The organism is Nocardioides sp. (genome assembly GCF_030019515.1).
Classification (GTDB): domain Bacteria; phylum Actinomycetota; class Actinomycetes; order Propionibacteriales; family Nocardioidaceae; genus Nocardioides.
In genome coordinates this window covers 156,648-163,512 of the sequence record NZ_JASEEQ010000011.1, presented here as the reverse complement: position 1 = coordinate 163,512, position 6,865 = coordinate 156,648, and the positions used below count along the sequence as shown (strand labels likewise).

8 protein-coding genes are annotated in these 6,865 nt (G+C 73.3%); 3 read left to right on the top strand and 5 right to left on the bottom strand.

From position 1 onward, the window contains the following. Nucleotides 1-223, bottom strand: a 223-nt coding sequence (locus QMC84_RS16215) for a hypothetical protein (protein ID WP_300376435.1), incomplete at its 3' end; no start/stop codon positions are given. A gap of 135 nt (nt 224-358) precedes the next feature. On the opposite strand from QMC84_RS16215, the gene QMC84_RS16210 reads away from it, so the two are divergent. Next, on the top strand, nt 359-892 hold the full coding sequence (locus tag QMC84_RS16210) for a hypothetical protein (protein ID WP_300376433.1): 534 nt from the start codon (nt 359-361) through the stop codon (nt 890-892). A gap of 216 nt (nt 893-1,108) precedes the next feature. On the opposite strand, the gene QMC84_RS16205 is transcribed toward QMC84_RS16210, so the two are convergent. Genes QMC84_RS16205 through QMC84_RS16190 form a run of 4 tightly spaced genes read right to left on the bottom strand, consistent with a single transcriptional unit; the run spans nt 1,109 to nt 4,449 of the window. Further along, nucleotides 1,109-1,447 (bottom strand): sec-independent translocase, encoded by a 339-nt coding sequence (locus tag QMC84_RS16205; protein ID WP_300376431.1) that lies wholly within the window; start codon nt 1,445-1,447, stop codon nt 1,109-1,111. A 17-nt stretch (nt 1,448-1,464) separates the two neighbouring features. After that, nucleotides 1,465-2,628 carry a P-loop NTPase gene (locus QMC84_RS16200; RefSeq protein ID WP_300376429.1) on the bottom strand — a complete coding sequence of 388 codons (1,164 nt, stop codon included), beginning with the start codon at nt 2,626-2,628 and terminating at the stop codon, nt 1,465-1,467. Between the two features lie 11 nt (nt 2,629-2,639). Then, nucleotides 2,640-3,182: a DUF1003 domain-containing protein gene (locus QMC84_RS16195; protein WP_300376427.1), complete on the bottom strand. Its 543-nt coding sequence runs from the start codon at nt 3,180-3,182 to the stop codon at nt 2,640-2,642. Then, a complete protein-coding gene (locus QMC84_RS16190) occupies nt 3,175-4,449 on the bottom strand; it encodes a CBS domain-containing protein (protein ID WP_300376425.1) in 1,275 nt (424 codons plus the stop codon). Before QMC84_RS16190 ends, QMC84_RS16195 begins: the two co-directional genes overlap by 8 nt. Nucleotides 4,450-4,492: 43 nt before the next feature. Between QMC84_RS16190 and QMC84_RS16185 the strand changes: the two genes are divergently transcribed. Both QMC84_RS16185 and QMC84_RS16180 read left to right on the top strand, forming a co-directional pair. Next, complete coding sequence (locus tag QMC84_RS16185; protein WP_300376423.1) at nt 4,493-5,611, top strand: hypothetical protein; 1,119 nt, start codon at nt 4,493-4,495, stop codon at nt 5,609-5,611. 83 nt (nt 5,612-5,694) lie between these two features. Continuing rightward, nucleotides 5,695-6,786, top strand: coding sequence for an endonuclease/exonuclease/phosphatase family protein (locus QMC84_RS16180; RefSeq protein ID WP_300376421.1), 1,092 nt, complete (start codon nt 5,695-5,697; stop codon nt 6,784-6,786). Nucleotides 6,787-6,865 lie beyond the last annotated feature (79 nt).

The following is a 6,865-nucleotide window of genomic DNA, read 5'->3' as shown; positions in this document are numbered from 1 at the left end:
CCCGCGCCGGCCGGCCGCGCAGGGCCGCCACGACGGTCGCGCTGGCGGCCAGCCACAGCCAGCCGGTGCCGACCAGCGCCACGGCCGCGCAGGTGCGCACCAGGGCCTGGTCGAAGGTCGGGCCGCCGCCGAGGGCCGCGGGGAGCAGGCCGGCGCCCAGCGCCGCGGCGAGTGCGGTCGCGGCCGCCCAGACCGCCAGGCACCGCGTCACCGAAGCGTGCATCCCGAGAACCTCACATTAACGTACGTTTTCCTCTGTTTGCTTTAGGAGACGCTTCTTTACTCGCATAGTCAAGAGTTCCTCCACAGAGCGCTGCGAGGGCTGCCGCCGGCCGCCGGGGCGTGGCAGGGTCGGCCCATGGCCTGGGAGGAGGAGCTCTTCGCGGTGCTCGACGACCTCGAGCAGCAGGCCGAGGCGCTCTACGACGCCGAGCGGGAGGCGGAGCTCGCCGACCGGAGCCGGGCGGAGTACCAGCAGGTCACCCTCGCCAGCCGGCTGATGGCGTCGGTCGGGACGCCGGTGCGGCTCGAGGTGACCGGCCCCGGTGCAGTGAGCGGGACGCTCGATCGGGTCGGCAAGGGCTGGTGCCTGGTCAGCGGCCACGCCCAGGACTGGGTGATCCGCCTGGATGCCGTCGCGACCGTCCGGGACGCCTCGGACCGCTCGCTGCCCGAGGTGGCGTGGTCACCGGTGGCGCGGCTCGGCCTCGGCTCGGCGCTGCGCCGGATCGCCGGCGCGGGGGAGCGGTGCGTGCTCCACCTGCTCGACGGCAGCGCTCACGAGGCGGTCCTGCGCCGGGTGGGGGCGGACTTCGTCGAGGTCGGGGTCGGTGCCGAGCAGACCGTCCTGGTGGCGTTCAGCGCCCTGGCCGCGGTCCAGAGCCGGGACTGACGCCGAGTCGGCGCAACGTGCCCGCGACGGGACGTCGAGTCGGCGCAACTTGCCCGCTCGAGCCGTTGCCGGGAACGGCGACGCGGGCAAGACGCGCCGACTCGCCCGGGTGGGGTGGGCAAGACGCGCCGACTCGCCCGGGTGGGGTGGGCAAGACGCGCCGACTCGCCCGGGTGGGGTGGGCAAGACGCGCCGACTCGATGCTTGCGACGGCGGTCAGGTCGCGTCGGGGTCGTACGGCGGGACCTCGCCGTCGTGGAGCGGCCGCTGGCCGCGCCGGGCCGGGCGGGGCGCCGTCTCCTCGTCGTCGTCCTCGAGCGCCTCGGCGAGGTGCCGCTTGACGATCGTGCGCGGGTCCAGGTCGCGCAGCTCGAGGTCGGCGTACTCGGGGCCGAGCTCCTCGCGCAGCTCGTCGCGGGCGGCGTTGGCGAGGGACCGCACGCGGCGCATCACCTGGCCGGCCTGACGGGCCAGCTCGGGGAGCTTGTCCGGGCCGAACACGAGCACGGCGACGAAGGCGAGCACCGCGAACTCCGGCAGGCCGACCCCGAACACGGGCTAGAACCTACAGCCTAGAACTTGCTGGTCGGCGTCAGTCCGAGCTGCATCCCGGCCAGGCCGCGGCCGCGGCCCGCCAGCTTCTCGGCGACGGCGTCGAGCGCCCGGGCACTCGGCGCGGACGGATCCGAGTCCACGATCGGCTTGCCGTTGTCGCCGCCCTCGCGCAGTGAGGTGTCGAGGGGGACCTCGCCCAGCACCGGCACGTCGTACCCGAACCGTGCCGAGAGCGTCTGGGCGACGCGGGCGCCACCGCCGGCACCGAAGATCTCCAACCGGTGCTCGGTGCCCTGCTCGGCGCAGTGCGGGCAGGCCAGGTAGCTCATGTTCTCGACGACGCCGACCACGCGCTGGTGCATCATCGAGGCCATCGTGCCGGCGCGCTCGGCGACCTCGGCGGCAGCCTCCTGGGGCGTGGTCACGACCACGACCTCGGCACCCGGCAGGTGCTGGCCCAGCGAGATGGCGATGTCGCCGGTGCCGGGCGGCAGGTCGAGGAGCAGCACGTCGAGGTCGCCCCAGTAGACGTCGGCGAGCATCTGCACGAGCGCCCGGTCGAGCATCGGGCCGCGCCAGGCGACCACCTGGTCGCGGCGCGGCTTGAGCATCCCGATCGAGATCACCGAGACGCCGCTGGCGGTGGGGACCGGCATGATCAGGTCGTCGACCTGGGTGGGCCGCTGGTCGGCGACGCCGAGCATCGCCGGGACCGAGTGGCCGTAGATGTCCGCGTCCACGACACCCACCTTGAGGCCCCGTCCGGCCATCGCGATCGCGAGGTTCACGGTGACCGAGGACTTGCCGACCCCGCCCTTGCCGCTGGCGATCGCGAAGACCTTCGTCAGCGAGCCGGGCTGGGCGAACGGGATCTCGCGCTGGGCCTGGCCGCCGCGCAACGTCTGGTGCAGGCCGCTGCGCTGCTCGGCGGTCATCACGCCGAGGGTGAGGTCGACGCCGGCGACCCCGTCCACGCGGGAGACCGCCGCCGTGACGTCCCGGTTGATGGTGTCCTTGAGCGGACAGCCCGCCACGGTCAGCAGCACGGTGAGGTGCACGACACCGGCCTCGTCGACGTCGACGGTGTCGACCATGCCGAGCTCGGTGATCGGGCGCTTGATCTCGGGGTCGTTGACGGTGGCCAGTGCGGCGTGGACCTGCTCGAGGGACGGGGTGCTCACGATGTCCGAGTCTAGGCGGTGGGTACGTCGCTCTCGTCGCCGCCCGGGTGACGCTGGCCACCCTCCTGCGCGCGGTCGTCCAGCTCACTGAGCAGCGCGCGCAGCTCCGAGCGCAGGAAGTCGCGGGTGGTGACCTCGCCCACGGCCATCCGCAGCGAGGCCACCTCGCGGGCGAGGAACTCCATGTCCGCGTGCGCACGGGCGTTCGCTTGGCGGTCCTGCTCGGCGACCACCTTGTCCCGCTGCTCCTGCCGGTTCTGGGCGAGCAGGATCAGCGGGGCGGCGTACGACGCCTGCAGGCTGAGCATCAGAGTCAGGAAGATGAACGGGTACTCGTCGAACCGCGAGCCACCCGGGATGAGCAGGTTCCAGACCACCCAGATGACCACGAACAGCGTCATGTAGATGAGGAACTTCGCGGTCCCCATGAACCGCGCGAACTGCTCGGCGAAGATCCCGAACGTGTCGGAGTCGTACGACGGGCGCCGCACCAGCGGCCGGCGCGCCTCCTTGGGCGTGTCCAACCGGGCCCGCGGCGTGCGCCCCTCAGCCACGGCGCACCCCCTGTGAGCGGTCGGAGGAGCGGATCGCCTGGTCGCGCCAGTTCTCCGGGAGCATGTGGTCGAGCAGGTCGTCGACGCTCACCGCGCCGAGCAGGTGGCCGTTCTCGTCGACCACCGGCGCTGCGACCAGGTTGTAGGTCGCGAGGTGGGCGGCGACCTGGTCGATCGTGGCCTCGGGCTTGAGCGGGTCCATGGAGTCGTCCAGGACGCCGGCGACCAGCGTCGACGGCGGCTCGCGCAGCAGCCGCTGGATGTGTGCCACGCCGAGGAACCGGCCGGTCGGCGTCTCGAGCGGTGGCCGGCAGACGTAGACGAGCGCGGCGAGCGCCGGCGTGAGGTCGGGGTTGCGGACGTGCGCGAGCGCGTCGGCGATGGTGGCGTCCGGGCCCAGGATCACCGGCTCGGGCGTCATCATCGCGCCCGCGGTGTTCTCGACGTACGACATCAGCCGCTTGACGTCCTCGGCCTCGTCGGGCTCCATCAGCTCGAGCAGGGCGGCGGCGGTCTCCGGGGGCAGCTCGGCGATCAGGTCGGCCGCGTCGTCGGGGGACATCTCCTCGAGCACGTCGGCCGCCCGCTCGGAGTCGAGGTGCTCGAAGATCTCGACCTGATCCTCCTCGGGCAGCTCCTCGAGGACGTCCGCCAGCCGCTCGTCGTCGAGCGCGGCGACCACGGCGATCCGGCGCTCGGGGGGCAGGTCGTGGATCATGTTCGCCGCGTCCGCGGGGCGCATCTCGTTGAGGGCGGCGATCAGGTGGGTGGCACCCTGTGTCTCCTCGCGCTGGGTCAGGCCCTCGACGTCGCGCCACTCGATGACGAAGGTCTGCCCGCGCCGACGCAGCCCCTTCGCCGGCTCCTGGACCGCCACCCGGCTGAGCACCCAGTCACGGTTGCGGGCCTGCTCCATGGCGACGTCGAACACGGTCCCGGTGACCCCGGAGCTGGTGATCCGCACGGTGCGGTCGAGCATCTGCCCGATCACCAGGGTCTCGGTCGGGCGCTGCTCGAAGCGGCGCATGTTGAGCAGGCCGGTCGTGTAGACCTGGCCGCTGTCGATGTTGGTCACCCGGGTCATCGGCACGAAGATGCGGCGCCGACCGAACACCTCCGCCACCAGTCCGAGGACGCGCGGCTGGTGCACCTCCGAGCGGACGGCCACCACGAGGTCGCGGACCTTGCCCACCTGGTCGCCCACGGGGTCGAAGATCGGCAGCCCGACCAGGCGGGCCGCGTAGACGCGGACGGGGGCGGTGCTCACAGTGATGAACGCTACCGGCCGGAGCGGGTGGCACGATGTCACCGTGCCGTCACCAGCGCCGCGCATCGTCGTCCACGTCGGGCTGCCCAAGACCGGTACGACGTACCTCCAGGGGCTGCTCGCCGGCCAGCGCGACCGGCTCCTGGCGGCCGCGGTCGACTACCCCCTCGTGCGGCCCGGCGCGATGTTCCACGGCGCGGTCGAGGTCCGCGGCAGCCACGCGAAGTTCGGTCTGGCCGCCGCCGACGTCGCGGGGGCCTGGGCGGCGCTGTGCGAACGGGCCCGCGGCTTCGGCGGTACGACGGTCCTGGGCCACGAGGTGCTGGCCGGCGCGACGACCGCGCAGATCCGCACGGCGCTTGCGCCGCTGGCGGGCCACGACGTGCACGTCGTGGTGACGGCGCGCGACCTCGGCCGCCAGGCGACGGCCCACTGGCAGGAGGAGGTCAAGCTCGGCGCGACCTGGTCCTTCGCCGAGTTCGAGCGCGACCAGCTGCGCGCCGACTCCGGCCCCGACGCCGGTCCGGACGCGGGCGGGGTGCGCCCGCACTTCTGGCACGCCCAGGACTTCGCCGACTGCCTGCGCCGCTGGGGATCGGCGGTGGGGCCGGAGCGGGCGCACCTGGTCGTGGCACCGCCTCCCGGAGCACCGCCCGAGGAGCTCTGGCGCCGGTTCGCCGCGGCCGTCGGGATCGACCCGGGGCTGCTCGACGCCGCAGGACCGCCGGCGAACCCCTCGCTGGGTGCCGCGGAGGTCGCCCTGCTGCGCGCGGTCAATGCCGAGCTCGCCGGCCGGCTGGAGCCGCGCATCTACAACCGGGTGGTCAAGCGCGGGTACGCCGAGGGCCGGCTCGCCGGCCGGCCCGGTCCACGACCCCGGACCCCGCACGAGCTGGACGGGCTGCTCGCGGACGCCACGCAGCGGTGGGTCGCGCAGGTCGCCGCGGCCGGCCACCCGGTGCACGGGGACCTCGCCGACCTGGCGCCGGTGACCGCGCCGGCAGGGACGCCGCACCCCGACGACGTCACGCTCACCGACGACCCGGTCGCTGTCGCTCAGGTTCTCCTCGCCGAGGCCGATGGGAGGAGCGGGTCGACGTCCGCGTCCGGTCCTCACGGCCGACGGTGGCCGCGCCTGGTCGGACGTCGCCGGCAGGGTTGACGCGGGGTCGTTCGGGTAGAGTCAGCGCAGCCAGTCAGGCGGCGAACCGGCAACGAACCGGTGTGGAAGAGGGATCGCGAGGCATGTCCAAGCACGCCGGTCCGCACGGCCCGGAGGAGCGCAACGGCGCCGCGGTCGCGACGATCGCCGTGGTCGGCCTGCTCGGTCTCGTCGTCTCGGCCCTGGCCATCTTCCGGCCCGCCGACCCCGGCTCCGGCGCGACCGACGTAGCCCTCGCGACCCAGCGGCCGAGCGTCACCCGGACCATCGGCTCCACGGCGCCCACCGAGGTGCCCGAGGAGCAGGCCGTGCTCCCGGCGCCCACGATCCGGCCGCAGCAGGTCGGCAAGGTGGGCCGTGAGCTGCGCCGCAAGACCCAGCTGGTCGCTCGGCAGGCCCCGACCACCTTCCGGGTGAGCACGTTCAACGTGCTGGGCGCCTCCCACACCAACGCCGGCGGCAACAAGCGCGGCTGGGCCGGCGCCTCCACCCGGATGGGCTGGGCGGTCTCCGTGCTGCGCTCCTCGGGGGCCGACGTGGTGGGCCTCCAGGAGTTCGAGGAGTCCCAGTTCCGCACGTTCAGCAACCTGACCGCCGGCAGCTGGGGCGTCTACCCCGGGGTGAGTGGCGACCCGCGCGCGGTCCGCAACTCGATCGCCTGGCGCACCGACACCTGGGAGCTGGTCGAGGGCGCGACCATCCCGATCCCGTACTTCCGGGGCCAGAAGGTCCCGATGCCGTACGTCCGGCTGCACAACATCGCCTCGGGGCAGGACGTCTACTTCATCAACGTGCACAACCCGGCGACCACCGGACGCTGGGGGAACAACGAGCGCTGGCGCGACGCGGCCACGGCCCTCGAGATCGGGCTGATCAACCAGCTGCACACCGCGGGCTTCCCGGTGGTCCTCACCGGCGACTTCAACGAGCGCGACGAGGTGTTCTGCAAGGTCACCGGGTCGGGTGCGATGCGCGCCGCGAACGGCGGCTCGGTCGGCGGCGCGTGCCTGCCTCCCCCCGACATGAACGTCGACTGGATCTTCGGCTCCTCGGTCATCGAGTTCTCCGACTTCCTGGCCTCCACGGCCGGGCTGGTGCAGCGCGCGACCGACCACCCGTTCGTGGTCGCGGACGCGGTGATCCCCCCGCTCGAGCCGGTGCTCGCCCGGCGCTGAGCGACCGCCGAGCCGGCCCCGGTGTCGCGGACCTGCCCGAAAGGGCAGGTGGTGACGCGAGGGACTGGTGTGACAATGG

What these genes read in the sequence shown, in the direction of transcription:
- QMC84_RS16210 (WP_300376433.1), top strand. Translation starts at nt 359, where the DNA reads ATGGCCTGGGAGGAGGAGCTCTTCGCGGTGCTCGACGACCTCGAGCAG.
- QMC84_RS16180 (WP_300376421.1), top strand. Translation starts at nt 5,695, where the DNA reads ATGTCCAAGCACGCCGGTCCGCACGGCCCGGAGGAGCGCAACGGCGCC.